General features: G+C 63.0%; 17 protein-coding genes. 5 read left to right on the top strand and 12 right to left on the bottom strand.

Going from position 1 to position 15,504, the window contains the following annotated elements; translation table 11 throughout:
- Positions 1–11: 11 nt before the first annotated feature.
- Positions 12–1,241, top strand: a complete 1,230-nt coding sequence (gene serA / locus UB48_RS25100; RefSeq protein ID WP_045201808.1) for a phosphoglycerate dehydrogenase — start codon at positions 12–14, stop codon at positions 1,239–1,241.
- A 56-nt stretch (positions 1,242–1,297) separates the two neighbouring features.
- Here the strand turns inward: serA and UB48_RS25095 are convergent, their stop codons facing one another.
- The gene (locus UB48_RS25095; protein ID WP_045201806.1) at positions 1,298–1,774 is read right to left on the bottom strand and encodes a DUF4399 domain-containing protein; all 477 of its coding nucleotides are present in this window, start codon (positions 1,772–1,774) and stop codon (positions 1,298–1,300) included.
- Between the two features lie 225 nt (positions 1,775–1,999).
- Between UB48_RS25095 and UB48_RS25090 the strand changes: the two genes are divergently transcribed.
- Positions 2,000–2,767 (top strand): transporter substrate-binding domain-containing protein, encoded by a 768-nt coding sequence (locus UB48_RS25090; protein WP_045201800.1) that lies wholly within the window; start codon positions 2,000–2,002, stop codon positions 2,765–2,767.
- A 67-nt stretch (positions 2,768–2,834) separates the two neighbouring features.
- Here UB48_RS25090 and UB48_RS25085 read toward each other — a convergent pair whose 3' ends face one another.
- On the bottom strand, positions 2,835–3,317 hold the full coding sequence (locus UB48_RS25085; protein WP_045201799.1) for a DUF523 domain-containing protein: 483 nt from the start codon (positions 3,315–3,317) through the stop codon (positions 2,835–2,837).
- A 1-nt stretch (position 3,318) separates the two neighbouring features.
- Positions 3,319–3,951, bottom strand: coding sequence for a 2OG-Fe(II) oxygenase (locus UB48_RS25080; protein ID WP_045201793.1), 633 nt, complete (start codon positions 3,949–3,951; stop codon positions 3,319–3,321).
- A gap of 114 nt (positions 3,952–4,065) precedes the next feature.
- Between UB48_RS25080 and UB48_RS25075 the strand changes: the two genes are divergently transcribed.
- Positions 4,066–4,815: a DUF2059 domain-containing protein gene (locus tag UB48_RS25075; protein ID WP_045201792.1), complete on the top strand. Its 750-nt coding sequence runs from the start codon at positions 4,066–4,068 to the stop codon at positions 4,813–4,815.
- Here the strand turns inward: UB48_RS25075 and UB48_RS25070 are convergent, their stop codons facing one another.
- Entirely contained in the window at positions 4,816–5,757 is a 942-nt protein-coding gene (locus UB48_RS25070; protein ID WP_045201791.1) for an alpha/beta hydrolase, read from the bottom strand.
- Positions 5,758–5,855: 98 nt separating this feature from the next.
- Between UB48_RS25070 and UB48_RS25065 the strand changes: the two genes are divergently transcribed.
- Positions 5,856–6,425 carry a DUF6436 domain-containing protein gene (locus UB48_RS25065; RefSeq protein WP_045201789.1) on the top strand — a complete coding sequence of 190 codons (570 nt, stop codon included), beginning with the start codon at positions 5,856–5,858 and terminating at the stop codon, positions 6,423–6,425.
- Here UB48_RS25065 and UB48_RS25060 read toward each other — a convergent pair.
- Positions 6,422–6,970 carry a sugar O-acetyltransferase gene (locus UB48_RS25060; protein WP_045201787.1) on the bottom strand — a complete coding sequence of 183 codons (549 nt, stop codon included), beginning with the start codon at positions 6,968–6,970 and terminating at the stop codon, positions 6,422–6,424. The genes UB48_RS25065 and UB48_RS25060 overlap by 4 nt on opposite strands.
- An 84-nt stretch (positions 6,971–7,054) precedes the next feature.
- Here UB48_RS25060 and UB48_RS25055 point away from each other — a divergent pair, with 84 nt between their 5' ends.
- Positions 7,055–9,424, top strand: coding sequence for a penicillin acylase family protein (locus UB48_RS25055; RefSeq protein WP_045201784.1), 2,370 nt, complete (start codon positions 7,055–7,057; stop codon positions 9,422–9,424).
- 113 nt (positions 9,425–9,537) lie between these two features.
- On the opposite strand, the gene UB48_RS25050 is transcribed toward UB48_RS25055, so the two are convergent.
- The 7 genes from UB48_RS25050 to UB48_RS25020 all read right to left on the bottom strand — a co-directional run bounded on the left by UB48_RS25050 (position 9,538) and on the right by UB48_RS25020 (position 15,496).
- Positions 9,538–10,416, bottom strand: a complete 879-nt coding sequence (locus tag UB48_RS25050) for a transporter substrate-binding domain-containing protein (RefSeq protein ID WP_045201781.1) — start codon at positions 10,414–10,416, stop codon at positions 9,538–9,540.
- Positions 10,413–11,186 (bottom strand): amino acid ABC transporter ATP-binding protein, encoded by a 774-nt coding sequence (locus tag UB48_RS25045; RefSeq protein WP_045201779.1) that lies wholly within the window; start codon positions 11,184–11,186, stop codon positions 10,413–10,415. Before UB48_RS25045 ends, UB48_RS25050 begins: the two co-directional genes overlap by 4 nt.
- Positions 11,183–11,842, bottom strand: a complete 660-nt coding sequence (locus UB48_RS25040; protein ID WP_045201778.1) for an amino acid ABC transporter permease — start codon at positions 11,840–11,842, stop codon at positions 11,183–11,185. The genes UB48_RS25045 and UB48_RS25040 overlap by 4 nt, the downstream gene beginning before the upstream one ends.
- The gene (locus UB48_RS25035; protein WP_038997719.1) at positions 11,823–12,488 is read right to left on the bottom strand and encodes an amino acid ABC transporter permease; all 666 of its coding nucleotides are present in this window, start codon (positions 12,486–12,488) and stop codon (positions 11,823–11,825) included. The genes UB48_RS25040 and UB48_RS25035 overlap by 20 nt, the downstream gene beginning before the upstream one ends.
- A gap of 453 nt (positions 12,489–12,941) precedes the next feature.
- Complete coding sequence (locus tag UB48_RS25030) at positions 12,942–13,727, bottom strand: MetQ/NlpA family ABC transporter substrate-binding protein (RefSeq protein ID WP_045201774.1); 786 nt, start codon at positions 13,725–13,727, stop codon at positions 12,942–12,944.
- A gap of 176 nt (positions 13,728–13,903) precedes the next feature.
- Entirely contained in the window at positions 13,904–14,845 is a 942-nt protein-coding gene (locus UB48_RS25025) for a sigma 54-interacting transcriptional regulator (protein WP_045201772.1), read from the bottom strand.
- A 69-nt stretch (positions 14,846–14,914) separates the two neighbouring features.
- Complete coding sequence (locus UB48_RS25020; protein ID WP_045201770.1) at positions 14,915–15,496, bottom strand: alpha/beta hydrolase; 582 nt, start codon at positions 15,494–15,496, stop codon at positions 14,915–14,917.
- Between the last annotated feature and the right edge of the window lie 8 nt (positions 15,497–15,504).

Raw genomic sequence — 15,504 nt, 5'->3', positions numbered from 1 at the left:
GGTTTACGCAGATGAGCAAGACTTCTCTCGATAAGAGCAAGATCAAGTTCCTTCTTCTCGAAGGCGTCCACCAATCCGCCGTGGACGTCCTCAAGGCCGCCGGGTATACCAGCATCGAGTACCTCACCGGTTCTCTGCCCGACGCTGAGTTGAAAGAAAAGATCGCTGATGCCCATTTCATCGGCATCCGCTCGCGCACTCAACTGACCGAAGAGGTTTTCGACTGCGCCAAGAAACTGGTCGCTGTCGGCTGTTTCTGCATCGGTACCAACCAGGTTGACCTGAACGCCGCTCGTGAGCGCGGTATCGCCGTGTTCAACGCGCCGTACTCCAACACCCGCTCGGTGGCCGAGCTGGTGCTGGCCGAAGCGATCCTGCTGCTGCGCGGCATCCCCGAGAAAAACGCTTCCTGCCACCGTGGCGGCTGGATCAAGAGCGCGGCCAACTCCTTCGAGATCCGCGGCAAGAAGCTGGGCATCGTCGGCTACGGCTCGATCGGCACGCAACTGTCGGTCCTGGCCGAAAGCCTGGGCATGCAGGTGTTCTTCTTCGACCCGCTGACCAAGCTGCCACTGGGCAACGCGACCCAGGTCACCAGCCTCAACGAACTGCTGGGCCTGGCCGATATCGTCTCGCTGCACGTGCCTGAGCTGCCATCCACCCAGTGGATGATCGGCGAGAAAGAAATCCGCGCGATGAAGAAGGGCTCGATCCTGATCAACGCCGCCCGCGGTACCGTGGTCGAACTGGATCACCTGGCTGCGGCGATCAAGGACAAGCACCTGATTGGCGCCGCCATCGACGTGTTCCCGGTCGAGCCGCGCTCCAACGACGAGCAATTCGAAAGCCCGCTGCGTGGCCTGGACAACGTGATCCTGACCCCGCACATCGGCGGTTCCACCGCTGAAGCCCAGGCCAACATTGGTCTGGAAGTGGCCGAAAAGCTGGTCAAGTACAGCGACAACGGTACTTCCGTGTCGTCGGTCAACTTCCCTGAAGTGGCCCTGCCGGCGCACCCGGGCAAACACCGCCTGCTGCACATCCACGAAAACATCCCGGGTGTACTCAGCGAAATCAACAAAGTGTTCGCCGAAAACGGGATCAACATCTCCGGTCAGTTCCTGCAGACCAACGAGAAAGTCGGTTACGTGGTTATCGACGTTGACGCCGAGTACTCGGACCTGGCGCAAGAAAAACTGCAACAGATCAAGGGCACCATCCGTTCCCGCGTTCTGTTCTAAGTTTTCCGTGCGACAAAAAAGGGAGGCCGTGATGGCCTCCCTTTTTTATGCCCGCCTTACTTGACGGTAACGGTGATCTTCTTCGACTCGACGCTTGGCTTGAACGGCACGTGGAACTTGTCGCCCAGCACCAGTTGCAGGGTGTGCTTGCCCGGGGTCAGGGTCAGTTTTACTTCAGTCTGTGCCTTGCCGAAGTGCAGCACTTGCGGGCCCGCCGCCAGCGGCGCGTTGTTTTCCGGCAGCAGGCTGGTTGGCAATACCTGGTCGGCTGCAGGTTCTTGATCGACGTCCACCAGCAAGTGGTGGTGGCCGCTATGCGGGGTCTGATCACCCGCCGGCTTGAGCTCCATGCCCTCGATGCCGAATTTGACGGTGAAGGTCTGGTCGACCGTGGCGCCATCGGCCGGGGAAACGATGAAGACCTTGGCGGCTTTTGGCGGCTCCTGGCTTTTCAGGCCATCGGCGGCAGCGGCAAAGGCCGAGACCCCCATCAGCAATCCGGCGACGGCTGCACGCGAAAATAGGCTTTTCATTCACTTCTCCTGTGTTTTACTTCAATAACCCTTGCCACTGAACGAACGGCAACGGTGGATTACCATAGTCCAAATGCGTCAAAACATGTTTAACAACGGTGACAGAAAAATTTCGCCGCCCGTTAAACATCCTCCACCTGACGTGGTCTTAAGTTGTGTTCGACCGTGACAACACCAGAAAGTCGCGGCGACTCGATTTCACTGCCAAGCATTCAAGGGGCTTAAATGCGTTTTGCCATTGGGGTACTACTTGCCACCCTGCTCAGCCCATGGGCACAGGCCGAGCTGATCGACGACGTCAACGACCGCGGTGAACTGCGCATTGCCGTAGAAGCCAACATGGCGCCGTTCAATTTCAAGGAAAACGACAAGCTGAGCGGCTTCGAAGTCGAGCTTGGACAGTTGCTGGCCAACGAACTGGATGTGCGCGCCGAGTTTGTCGTGGTTGAAGCCAAAGACCTGCTGCAAGGCGTTGAAAGCGGCAGCTACGACATCGCCATCAACCACATCGCCGCTACCCCTGAGCTCAAGGAGCGCCTGGATTTCAGCGAGCCCTACGCGTATTCCAGTGCCCAACTGATCGTGCGCAAGGAAGAAAAGCGCCCGCTGGGTTCCCTCCAGGCCCTCAAGGGCCATAGCCTGGGCGTGGTCCAGGGCAGCCAGTTCGCCGAACAGGCGCGGGTGGTCGAAGGCGTGGACCTGCGCAGCTACGCGGATGCCATGCAGCCGATCAAAGACGTGGCCAGCGACCAGATCGATGCCGCCATCAGCGACCGTTTGCTGGTGCCCTATGCCATCCGCGACAGCCAGCAAGCGGTGAGCAAGGGGGCCACCGTTGGCCCGATCCTGACCCTGGCGATTCCGTTTCAGAAGGGAAACCCGGCGTTCCAGAGCGCTGTGGACAACGCCCTGCAGCGAATCAAGGCCGATGGCCGCTTGAGCGAGCTGTCGCAGAAGTGGTTCGGGATGGATGCGAGCAAGCCGCCGAAGTAACAAAAGCTTCGCGGGGCAAGCCCGCTCCCACCGGGCCCGGTAGGAGCGGGCTTGCCCCGCGATGGTGTTAAAGCTGTTTCAAGGCTTGCTCTGCCGCCTCAAGCTCCAGCTCACTGAACACCTGCACCCCTTCCCGGCGCAGTAACGCCACAGTCACCCCTTCGCCGGTGACTTTGGTGCCACTGAAGGTACCGTCATAAGTCAGCAGATTGCCACACGAAGGACTGCCTGACTTGAGCACCGCGATACGGATGCCATGCCGCCGCACCAGCTCCAGCGCCCGCTGCGCACCGGCCAGAAATTGCACACTGACATCCTCGCCCGTGACGGTCAGTACCTGCGTGTCACCTTCGAGCACCGCTGCGCCCTGGCCACCGAGGATCTCCGCCGGTGGCCGTGGCGTTGGCAAGCCGCCGGCCACTTCAGGGCACAAAGGCACGATGCGCCCCTGGTTTTGCCACTGCTGGAGCAATTCCGGATGGCCGCTGGCGCGTCCGTCATAGCGCACCGGCTGGCCGAGCAGGCAGGCACTGACCAGAACCTTGTGCATCTCAGAACGGCTCGTTGCCACGGCGGCGGAACCAGCCGGTCAACGACAGGCGGTCGCGATGGGCCGGCAGCACCTCATGGGGGACTTCGCCGGAAAGGAATATCACCAGGCAACCGCCGATCGGTGGCACGTCGTGCTCGACATCACCCTTGAGGGTCATGCGTAGCTGGCCGCCATGTTCGGGCTGCCAGCCTTCATTGAGATAGATCACCGCCGAAACCATGCGCCGGTCGTCGTCGCGAAAGCGGTCAAGATGTTTGCGATAAAAGGCGCCCGGCGGATACAGGGCGAAGTGGCACTCGAAGTCCTCAAGACCGAGGAACAGCCCGCGATTGAGGGCCAGGCGCAGGCTGTCCATCAGTGCCAGGTAGTGGTCGCAAGGCTCGGCCTGGCCGGGCTCCAGCCACTGGATGCGGTCGCCGCGGATGCCCTCGCGGACCTCCTGGGCAACGCCCCGACCCACGGCTGCCGGTTCCAGCTCGCCCTCGGCGGCGCGTTTGCGGCACTCGGCCGCCAGCGCCAGGGTCAGAGGCTCTGGAAGAAAGGTATCTTGCTGCGACCAGCCACGGGTGGCCAGGTCGTCGACGATGCGCAACAGCAGGGGGTCATCAGGGGATATGTGCATGTCGCGCATAGTATCGATCTGCTGCGAAATCCGACAGCGCCACTTGGCCGAGAGTATGCAATGGCTTCTCGACAAAGCCCCGCCATGGCAAGGACAATAGCGCCCTGCCGACAGGAGTCCTGAATGCGCCGTTTGTTTTTACTGCTGATGATGATCTGCACCACGCCTGTCTGGGCAGACAGCCTCGACCAACTCTACAAGGTCGCCGGCTGGCCCGAGCAGCGCGCCCACTTTACCGATGCCCTCGATGCCGCCCAGCAGCGCTATCGCAACAGCCTGCCGCCTGCGGTTTACCAGGCGCTGGTCAATAACAGCAATCAGCGCTTCCAGGCCCAGGCCGTGGATAAACGCGCCGAGGCCCAATTGCGCGCCAATCTCAGCGATCCAGCGCCGGCCCTGGCGTTCTTCCAGTCGCCGCTGGGGCGCAAGATCGTCGCCGCCGAACTGCTCGCCACCCGTCGCGACCAGTTGGCCAAGAATGCCAAGGGCCTGCCCAAGGTCCAGGCCAGCGACAACCGCCTGCTGATCATTGGCCACCTGGCCCAGGCCCTGCCGGCCCGTGAAGCCGGTGCCGAAGTGAGCCTGGCGATTGCCGGGGTCGCCGCCGACAGCCTCAGCCAGATGATCCCCGGCCTGCTCGGTGGCGGCCAGGCCCAGGGCCTGCTCGACGGCCAGCGCCAGCGTTTGATGGAGCAGATCGGCAGCGAGCTGAACAACACCTTGCTGTACGTCTATCGCGACCTGTCCGACGCCGAGCTTGAAGAGTTCGCCACCTTTGCCGAATCTGCTGAAGGCAAGGCGTACTACAAGGCGGCCCTGGCGGCGATCCGCGCCGGCCTTGCGGTGGGCCAGGAAACCTCGCAGCTGAAGTGATCAGCCCAGGCGCTGGTCGATGAACTCGAAATAGCGCGCGCGAATCGCCGGCAGCTCGTTGGCCAGGTGATGACGCGCTTCGGGGATCATCAAGATCCGCGGCGCAGCGAACTTCTCCCCCAGCACCTTGAGGTTGTACGGCCAGTCGACGGTCATGTCGCATTCGCCCTGGATGATCAGCGGCTGGCGCGGGCTGAGCGGCGCCGCCTCGATACGCTTGACCCAATCGAGCAGCGCCCCGACCCAGGCCGTCGGCAGGCGCCTTGGCTGCAGCGGGTCGGCCAGCAGGAACGGCAAGAAGGTCGGGTCGTTGCTGTTCTCGCTAAAGCGCCGTTCGATGCCGTTGACGAACGGCTTGAGCACCCGGTAGCTGAACTTCGACCAGCGCCAGGCCCGTGGCCGTACCAGCGGCGCCAGCAGGATCACCTCGCCCTGGGCCGGGCTCTCGGCGCCACGATGCAGCAGATGGTCGACGACGATGGCGCCACCGGTGCTCTGCCCGAACAGGTGCCAGGGCTGCGGCAACTCAAGGCTGCGGGCCTGCTCGAACAACGCATGCAGCACCTGCTGGTAGGCGCTGAAATCATCGATGCTGGCCCGCTCGCCGCTGGACAGCCCGTGCCCCGGCAGGTCGCAGGAAATCACCGCATAGTGCTGGTCCAGCGCCCAGTCGATGACATGCCGGTACAGGCCCATGTGATCGTAAAAGCCATGCAGCAGAATCAGCGTTGCCACTGGTGCTGCCGGCAGCCACACCTGGCCGACCACCTCGAAACCTGCGGCGTCGAAGCGCCCGAGCCAGCTCTGCGGGGCCTCTTCGCGGGCGGGCAGATCCAGCCCGTAGAAGCGCTGATAGGCCTGGCCCTGCGTCGACAGCGGCTGCCGCGCCGCCAGGGAGGTCAGGCTGGCACGTAGGGAGTCGGGCTGAAATGACGCGGGCATAAAAGAATTCCAGACGCAAAAGCGGGTTATTGACCTGTGATATTCATCTGTCGCCGCCGGCATGGCAAGCTAAGCGACTTTTTTCGGACACTGCCGACATGCCCCGCTCGCCCCTGCGTACCCTGCTTGGCCTGTTGCTCGCCGCCCTCTGCGGCGCCGGCCTGTGGTGGGCCTACGACAGTTTTCAGAGCCGCTACCTGCGCACCTTCGACAACCAGACCGCGCTGTTCTCCGGCGACCGCCTGCAACTGCCGGCGAGCATTGCCGGCCCCGGCCCGATCCGCCTGGTGCACTTCTGGGACCCGGCCTGCCCGTGCAACGTCGGCAACCAGCAGCATCTGGGTGAGCTGATCGAGCACTTCGCCCCCCAAGGCGTGGAGTTCTACGTGGTGCAAAAACCCGGCACCCGCGGCCAACTGCCTGCCACCCTCAGTGCGCTCAAACCGCTGGGCGAGCTGCCCGGCGCCGAACACCTGCCGGCCACCCCCGGCGTGGCGATCTGGGACCGCAACGGCCAACTGGCCTACTTCGGCCCCTACAGCGAAGGCGCCACCTGCAACTCCAGCAACAGCTTCATCGAGCCGATCCTGCTCGCCCTGAGCCAGGGCCGCGCCGTCAGCGCCACGCACACCATGGCGGTGGGCTGCTACTGCCCCTGGCAGCCCTAGCGCACCCGCGCAGGGTTGCCCACCACGGTGGCACCCGCCGGCACATCGCGGGTGACCACGCTGCCGGCGCCGATCACCGCGTTGTCGCCCACCGTCACCCCCGGCAGGATGATCGCGCCGCCGCCGATCCAAACGTTGTTGCCGATCTTCACCGGCCGCCCGCTTTCCAGGCCGCTGCGGCGTAGCGCCGGGTCCAGCGGGTGGTCGGCGGTGTAGATCTGCACCGCCGGGCCGATCTGGCAGTCATCGCCGATACTTACCGGGGTGACGTCGAGGATCACGCAGTTGAAGTTCATGAACACATTGGCGCCGACACTGATGTTGTAGCCGTAGTCGCAATAGAACGGTGGGCGAATCACCGCGCCGTCACCGACCTTGCCGAAATGCTCGACCAGCAAACCATGGCGCTGCTCATTGAGCAGCTCGGCGCTGTTGTTGTAGCGCTGCATCCAGTGCTTGTTGGCGATCTGTTCGGCCTGCAGCTGCGGGCAGCTGGCGTGATAGAGCTGGCCGCTGAGCATCTTCTGCTTTTCACTGAGACTCATCTTCCCTCCTTTGGGGCTATCCTCTGTCCGACTTTACCTCGATGATCGGACCACACGATCCGCTAAAAAGCACAAGGAGTCACGATGAAGCGCAGCCTGACCTTCCTCGCCGTGGTCATCGCCGCGGCCGCCGGCGGCGGCTACTGGTACGTGCACGGCAAGCTGCCGCAACGCCAGGGCGAGGTTACCCTGAGCAGCCTGCAGGCACCGGTCAATGTGCGCTACGACGCCCGCGGCGTGCCGCATATCCAGGCGCAGAACGAGGCCGACCTGTACCGTGCCCTGGGCTATGTGCATGCCCAGGATCGCCTGTTCCAGATGGAGATCATCCGCCGCCTGGCCCGTGGCGAGCTGGCCGAGATCCTTGGCAGCAAACTGGTCGCTACCGACACCCTGTTCCGCAGCCTGCGCATTCGCGAGCAGGCCGAGCTTTACGTCGAACGCCAGGACAAAACCTCGCCCGCCTGGCTGGCCCTGCAGGCCTACCTTGAGGGCGTCAACGCCTGGCAGGACAGCCATCCCAAGCCGATGGAGTTCGACGTGCTGGGCATCTCGCCACGGCCCTTTACCGCCCAGGACACCATCAGCATCGCCGGCTACATGGCCTACAGCTTTGCCGCAGCGTTCCGCACCGAGCCTGCGCTGACCTATATCCGTGACCAGCTGGGCGCCGACTACCTGAAAATCTTCGACCTCGACTGGAACCCGCAAGGCGCCCTGGCCAGCACGCCAGCCCTGGCCGCCAGCGACTGGCAAAGCCTGCAGCAGCTTGCGCAGCTCAGCCAGCAAGCCCTGGGCGATGCCGGCATTCCCCAGTACGAAGGCAGCAATGCCTGGGCCATTGCCGGCAGCCGCACGCGCAGCGGCAAGCCGCTGCTGGCCGGCGACCCGCATATCAGTTTCGCCGTGCCATCGGTGTGGTACGAGGCGGAACTGAGCGCGCCCGGCTTCAACCTCTATGGCTATCACCAGGCGCTCAATCCCTTCGCATCGCTCGGGCACAATCGCGACTTCGGCTGGAGCCTGACCATGTTCCAGAACGATGACGTCGACCTGATCGCCGAACAGGTCAACCCCGACAACCCCGAGCAGGTCAAGATCAACGGCCAGTGGCAAACCCTGAGCCAGACCCATGAACAGATCGCAGTGAAGAACGAGGCGCCGGTGGACATCACCCTGCGCCGCTCGCCCCACGGGCCGATCGTCAACACGGTGCTGGGCGACATGGCGGGCCCGACGCCGATTGCCGTGTGGTGGGCGTTCCTGGAGACCGAGAACCCGATCCTCGATGGCTTCTACCAGGTCAACCGTGCCGACACCCTCGACAAGATGCGCGCCGCGGCGGCGAAGATCCAGGCACCCGGGCTCAACCTGATCTGGGCCAACGCCCGTGGCGATATCGGCTGGTGGGCGGCGGCGCAGTTGCCGATCCGCCCTGCCGGAGTCAACCCGGGCTTCATTCTCGATGGCAGTACGGCGCAGGCCGACAAGCTCGGTTTTTATCCTTTCAGCGCCAACCCGCAGGCGCAGAACCCGGCCAGCGGCTACATCGTCTCGGCCAACTTCCAGCCGCCAGCGAACATACCGGTGCCGGGCTATTACAACCTGGCCGACCGTGGCCAGCGCCTGAACCAGCACCTGGCCGACCCGCAGATCAAGTGGGACCAGCAAAACAGCCAGGCGCTGCAACTGGACACCGCCACCGATTACGGCCCGCGCACCCTGGCGCCGCTACTGGCAGTGCTGCGCGAAGTGGCCGAGGGCGATCAGGAGAAGGAACTGGTCGAGCAACTGGCGGCGTGGAATGGTGACTATCCGGTGGACTCGGTCAGTGCCACGCTGTTCAACCAGTTCCTCTACGAACTGGCCTACGCGGCGCTGCACGACGAGCTGGGCGACACCTGGTTCCAGACCCTGATCAGCACCCGCGCCATCGACGCCGCATTGCCGCGCCTGGCGGCCGACGTCGGTTCACCCTGGTGGGGCAAACAGGGCAGCAGCGAGCAAGGCGATCGCACCGCAGCGGTGAAGCAGGCCTGGGGCAACACCCTGGCGCACCTGCGCGAGACCTTCGGCAACGACCCGGCCGGCTGGCAATGGGGCAAGGCACACACCCTGACCCACAACCACCCATTGGGGCTGCAGAAGCCGCTCAACCTGTTGTTCAACGTCGGCCCGTTCGCCGCGCCGGGCAGCCATGAAGTGCCCAACAACCTGTCGGCGAAAATCGGCCCGGCGCCCTGGCCGGTGACCTATGGGCCATCGACCCGGCGCCTGATCGACTTTGCCGATGCCGGCCAGGCACTGACCATCAACCCGGTCGGGCAAAGCGGGGTGTTGTTTGACCGCCACTATGGCGACCAGGCCAAGGACTATATCGAGGGCCGCTACCACAAGGCGCAGATGGGGGTGATTCCGGCGCAAAGCACCTTGAAGCTCGTGCCCCGGAATTAGCAAGGCTGCGCCTTGCATCGCTGGCAACGCCAGCTCCCACAGGTCCGATGGACACAAGTTCATTGTGGGAGCCGGCCTTGCCGGCGATGGGCTGCGCCAGCAGCCCCAAAGGGTCAGCCCTGCCAGTTACCGCCTTCGACAATCACGCTCTCAGGCTTGGTGTCATCGCTCAGTTCCTTGCGCACATACTGGTCATACAGCTTGAGCAGGTACTTCTGCTCGCCCAGGCGCGCCAGTTCGGCGTTGACCCAGTCGCGCAGCTCGATATTGCCCTTCTTCACCGCCGGTGCAATCGGCGCTTCCTCACCGAGTTTTTCTTCCAGCACGCGGTAGCCCGGGTTCTGTTTCGACCAGCTGAACAGGATCAGGTTGTCCTGGGCATAGGCATCACCACGACCACTGGCCAGGGCCTGCAGCGACTCGGTGTTCTTCTCGAACTTGAGCAGCTTCCAGTCCGGATGGTTCTTGGTCAGCCAGATATCGGCGGTGGTGCCGGTGGTGACGATGGTGGTCTTGTCGGCCAGGTCATCGAGTTTTTTCACGCTGCTGCCTTCCGGCACCAGGGCCTGCACGGCAACCCGCAGGTTGGGGTTGGTGAACTCCACCGCTTCCTTGCGCTCCGGGGTCACGGTCATGTTGGCCAGGATCAGGTCGACCTTGTCGCTTTGCAGGAACGGAATACGGCTGGCAGGCTCGACCGCCACGAACTCGACCTTGTTCTCGTCGCCGAGCAGGTCCTTGGCAAACTGGCGGCCGATGTCGGTATCAAAACCGACATAGCGCCCGGCCTCATCGACAAAGCCGAATGGCGGCTTGTCGGTGAAGACGCCGACGATCAGCTTGTCGCGGGCCTTGATGGTTTCTAGGTAGCTGGTGGCTGGGGCGGCGCCAGCGGCGGCCGGCTTGCCCGGTTCTTCAGCCTTGTTGCAGCCGGCCAGCAAGGCCAGGCCGAGTAGGGACAACAGCAGTTTCGACGTCTTGGCAGTTTTCATGACAATTCCTTTGCGGGTGTTTTGGGCAGGCTTTCAACAAAGGAGAATTTCTCCAGGAACTGCTGCGCGCGTGCGCTCTGCGGGTTCGTAAAGAAGCTCTCTGGGTCGCGCTGTTCAAGGATCCTGCCGGCCTCCATGAACACGATGCGGTCGGCCACCGCGCGGGCGAAGGCCATTTCATGGGTGACGATGAGCAGGGTCATGCCGTCGCGCGCCAGGCCCTGGATTACCTGCAGCACTTCCTTGACCATTTCCGGGTCGAGCGCCGCGGTGACTTCATCGAACAGCATCACTTGCGGGTTCATGCACAGCGAGCGGACGATGGCGATGCGTTGCTGCTGGCCCCCGGAAAGCTGGCGCGGGAAGGCGTCGCGCTTGTCCAGCAGGCCAACCCGGGCCAGCAGGGCTTCGGCCTGGGCCTGGGCCTCGCGGCGCTCGCGCTTTTGCACCTTGAGCGGGCCGAGCAGCAGATTGTCGATCACGCTCATGTGGCCGAACAGGTGATAACTCTGGAACACCATGCCGACCTGCTGGCGCACCTGGCGCCAGTCGGTGCCAGGCGTCAGCAGCTCTTCACCGGCCAGGCGCAGGCTGCCGCTGTGGGCGCTTTCCAAGCCATTGAGGCAACGCAGCAAAGTGCTCTTGCCGCAGCCGCTGGGGCCGAGGATCACCACCACTTCACCGCTGCGCACCTGCAGGTCGACGTGGTCGAGCACCTGCTGCTCGCCGAAGAATTTATTGAAGCCCTTGAACTCGATCAGTGCGCTCATGCGTGTGTCCAGCGACGCTCCAGCGCACGCGAGGCGGCTGACAGCGGGTAGCAAATGAAGAAGAAGAACAGGAACAGCGCGCCGTAGATCAGCACCGACTCGTAGGTGCGTTCGATGATCTGCTGGCCGACCTTGATCACATCGACCACGCCGATCAGCACGGCCAGCGAGCTGGTCTTGATGATCCGCGTGTAGATGTTGATGGTCGGCGGGGTCATGCGCTTGAGCGCCTGGGGCAGCAGCACGTAGCCGTACAACTGCACACCGGACAGGCCGATCGACAGCCCCGCTTCACGCTGCCCGCGCGGCAACGACTGCAGCGCACCGCGCACCACCTCGCCGACTTCGCTGGCGCCCCACAACGACAGCACCAGCACCGCACACCAGAAGCTTGGGATGCTCACGGCAAAGAAAATCGGCAGGCCGAAGAACAGCAGGTACAACCAGACCAGCACCGGAATCGCCCGAAACAGCTCCAGGTAGATGCGCAGCAGCAGGTTCACACTGCGTTTGCCCAAGGTCGCCAGCACGCCGTAGAGCACGCCGCCGAGGGTGGCAAAGAGGATGCTCAGCGCCGAAATCGCCAGGGTTTGCGCAGCGCCCTTGCCCAGTTGCGGCAAAGACACCAGCAACAACTCAAGACCCGAACTGGCCATGTTGCAGCCTCCGTTCCAGGCGGCTGAGCAGCAGCGACAAAGGCAGGAACAGCAGCACGCAAATCAGCGTCAGCACCGCGAGCATCTCGTAAGTCTTGTAATACAGGGCGATGTAGCTCTTGGTGGTGTAGAGGATCTCTGGCACCGCCACCGCCGACACCACGGTGGTTTCCTTGAGCAAAAAGATGAAATTGGCGAACAGCGCCGGCAAGCTGAGGATGCCTGCCTGGGGCAGGATCACATGGCGCAGCAGCTGGCCTTCCGACAGGCCGATCGAGCGCCCGGACTCCAGTTGCGCCACCGGCACCGCCTCGACGCCGGCGCGCAGCACCTCGGTCAGGTAGGCGCCGCCGAGGAAGGTCATGGTGATGATCGCCGCAGCGAAGCCGGAAATCTTCAGGCCCAGCTCCGGCAAGGCGAAATAAACGAAGAACAGCTGGATCAGCAGCGGCGTGTTGCGCGCCAGCTCCACGTAGAGTTTGACCAGGCGCTGCAGGTACGGCGTGCGGTAAACCAGAATCGCGGCGTTGACCAGCGCCACCAGCAGCGAAGTACCGATGGCGATCAGGCCGACTTGCAGTGTGACGCCCACCGCCTTGAGAAAGGCTGGCAATGTGCTAAGGATAAAGGCGAAGTCGAAGCTCATGGAGTGAGCCTCGGCAGACGATGACGATGCGACATGGACAGGATCTCGGACCGGCCCGAGGGTAAACGGGCGGCTCTACACAGGGGTTGTCAGTGCGGGTGAGCACAATAGGTAGACTCTAAAGGTATAAAAATATTTCTTTAAATACCTTTATTGCATATTGATATCACCCAAACAGCTAACCTGCGAAATCCTTGGCGGTGACGGGATCTTTCTGCTGAAAATGCCATCCAAGCGCTGTCGACCCATCACACCAACAAGGAAGACAAAGGATGAATAGCGCCCCCACTCTCGATGCAAAAGAACTGATCAAGTGGCTGACGGCATTGCGCCGGGCGGTCAATGCGGGGAATTGAAAGCACTGTGGGAGCAAGGTTGACCCGCGATGCGATTTGACTGGTAGATCGCATCGCGGGGCAAGCCCGCTCCCACAGGATGTGTGTGTGTAGCCTCTTAGAACGCCGGCAGTACCGCGCCGCTGTATTTCTTCTCGATGAAGGTCTTCACTTCAGGGCTGGTCAGGGCCTTGGCCAGCTTCTGGATGGCGTCGCTGTTCTTGTTGTCCGGACGGGCCACCAGGAAGTTCACGTACGGCGAGTCGGCGCCTTCGATCACCAGGGCGTCCTTGGCCGGGTTCAGGCCGGCTTCCAGGGCGTAGTTGGTGTTGATCATGTCCAGGTCGACCTGATCGAGCACACGCGGCAGCATGGCCGATTCAAGCTCGCGGAACTTCAGCTTCTTCGGGTTCTCGGCGATGTCTTTCGGGGTCGCCAGGGCGTTCTTCGGATCCTTCAGGGTGATCAGGCCAGCCTTCTGCAACAGCAGCAGGGCACGACCGCTGTTGCTGCCTTCGTTAGGAATGGCAACGGTAGCGCCTTCCTTCAGTTCGCTCAGGCTCTTGACCTTCTTCGAGTAGCCGCCGAAGGGTTCGACGTGCACGCCGATCACGGTTTCCAGGTGGGTGCCTTTGCCTTCGTTGAAGTTCTTCAGGTACGGCAGGGTCTGGAAGTAGTTGGCGTCCAGGCGCTTCTGGTCGACCTGCACGTTAGGCTGCACATAGTCGGTGAATACCTTGATCTCCAGGTCCACACCTTCCTTGGCCAGGGTCGGCTTGATCAGCTCGAGGATTTCCGCGTGCGGTACCGGGGTAGCGGCAACTACCAGCTTCTCGCCCGCCTGGGCAAAACCTGCAACCGACAGAGCGGCCGCCAGAGCAGTCAACAACAGAGCCTTTTTCATGCGCAGTCCTTATTCGAATACACGGCCATCGGGCGACGGCGAAGGTGGGGGTTGCCAGCACTTTGCTAGCTGGCTTGAGGCGGACAATACCTAGATTTTTTATACCAGAACAATATCTTTTATTTTGCTGCTTATTCCATTTTCAACGGACGCCGCCATGCACCCCATGCATGGCATCAGGCAGCGGGTTGCGTCAGGCGCAACAGGGTCTGCTCCAGCAATTGTTGCAGAGCACTGCGCTCACCCGGCTCACCAAGGCTCAGCAGCTGCTCCAGCTGGCCGGCCAGAGCGCTCAAGGGTGTTGGCAGGTTCAAATGCTCGGGGAGGATTTCTTCACCGCTGCTGACCAGCAGGGCAAAGTGAATGACGTTCTCAAGCTCACGGGTATTGCCCGGCCAGCTGTGCAGCTCCAATACCCGCTGCGCCGCCTCGCTGATCAACGGCACCGGCAGGTTCAGGCGCGGGCTATAGATACCAACGAAATACTCGGCCAACGGCAGGATATCGCCGACCCGTTCGCGCAAGGCCGGCAGCTCCAGCTGGCCTTCGCGCAGGTAGTGGTACAGGCGGTCGTGGAACTTGCCGGCACTCACCGCCTCGGCCAGGTCGATGCTTGAGGCGGCGACCAGGCGCACGTCCACCGGGTTCGGTTGCTGGGCACCGACGCGGGTGACTTCGCGGTTTTCCAGTGCCGAGAGCAGCTTGATCTGGATCGGCAGCGGCAGGTCGGCAATTTCGTCCAGGTACAGGGTGCCGCCGTTGGCCGAGCCGAACCAGCCGGCCCGGCTGCTGGCCGCGCCGCTGTGAGCACCGGCGCTGTAGCCAAACAACTCGGCGTCGGCATAGGTCGGGCTGATCGCCCCGCAGTTGACCGAAACAAACAAGCCGCCGCGATCACTGGCGCGATGAATCTGGCGGGCCAGCAATTCCTTGCCAGTCCCGGTTTCGCCGCGGATCAGCACTGGCAGGGCCAGGGGCGCTAGCAGCTCGAGCTCTTCGCGCAATTGCCGCGACCGCGGATCGACGAACACCAGCGCCTTGGCGCGGATGCTCAGCGGGCTCTTGTCCAGCTCGGGAAACGTCAACAAAGGCTGGCCGAAGGTGTCGTGATTACTCATGGCAAACTCCCGCCCTTGGCGCTTTCCGGCCGGGCGTTCGAATCAAGGCAAATGGTCAGCGCCTGAAGCTCAGGCGCGGCGTAGAGCGTGCTGTTCGAGACGGTTCTGCAGGCGGTACAGGTAAGCGAAGCCCTGCTCCCAGCGACGGTGCCCGGACTTGACGTTGATATGCCCGGCACCTGCGAGGAAGCCCGTTTCGGCGCCCCAGGCACGGGCCAGCTGCATGGCCCGCGGGGCACTGACAGCCGGGTCGTTGTCGGAGCTGACCACCTGGCTTGGGAACGGCAGCAGCAGCTGTGGAATCGGTGCAAAGTTGCGCAGTGCCGGCGCACAGGTCGGCCGCTCAACGTCGGCCGGCGCCACCAGCAAGGCACCGCGTACCCGGCGCAACAGGGTAGCGCTGGCTTGCGCGGCCCAATGGGCAACGGTGATGCAACCCAGGCTGTGGGCGATCAGGATCACCGGCGACTCATCGGCGGCCACCGCTTGCTCAAGTGTTGCGACCCAGTCCTGGCGCTGCGGGTTCAACCAGTCGGCCTGCTCGACCCGGGCGCTGTTGGGCAGCACCTGCTGCCAGTGGGTTTGCCAATGCTCGTCTGGCGAACCTTGCCAGCCCGGCACAATCAGGTAACGGATCGACTCGTTGCGCATGGGACGCC

It is taken from the genome of Pseudomonas sp. 2(2015), assembly GCF_000955865.1.
Taxonomy (GTDB): domain Bacteria; phylum Pseudomonadota; class Gammaproteobacteria; order Pseudomonadales; family Pseudomonadaceae; genus Aquipseudomonas.
The sequence above is the reverse complement of the archived record's forward strand: the minus strand, read 5'-3'. Positions and strand labels throughout refer to the sequence as shown.